The organism is Psychrobacter sp. 78a-MNA-CIBAN-0178 (assembly GCF_040309625.1).
Taxonomy (GTDB): domain Bacteria; phylum Pseudomonadota; class Gammaproteobacteria; order Pseudomonadales; family Moraxellaceae; genus Psychrobacter; species Psychrobacter okhotskensis.
On record NZ_JBEOOZ010000093.1, the window covers coordinates 1 to 346 of the forward strand.

The 346-nt window shown below is 46.8% G+C and carries 1 protein-coding gene; it reads left to right on the top strand.

Annotated elements, in window-relative coordinates:
- A partial coding sequence (locus AAEY80_RS15020) for an IS30 family transposase (protein ID WP_350588538.1) occupies positions 1 to 346 on the top strand: 346 nt, incomplete at both ends.

The following is a 346-nucleotide window of genomic DNA, read 5'->3' on the forward strand; positions in this document are numbered from 1 at the left end:
TGTCTCAGACGTAAAGCCAAGCCTTATCGGCAGCGTTTAACTGCTGAGACTCGTGGTCGTATTAATGACAGAGTCTCGATTCATGAGCGCCCTTGTATTGTTGAAGAACGTACGCGAATTGGTGACTGGGAAGCGGATACCGTTATCGGTCAGCATCACAAGCAAGCGATTGTCACGCTCGTTGAACGTAAAACGGGGCTGCTGAAGATGAAGCGTGTGGGTCATAAAACAGCACAGCAAGTATCAGAGGCAATGATAGAACTCTTAGCGCCAGTGAGGTTGCAGGTTAAGACCATTACCTCTGACAATGGTAAAGAGTTTGCTCAGCATAAAAAGGTGAAACAAA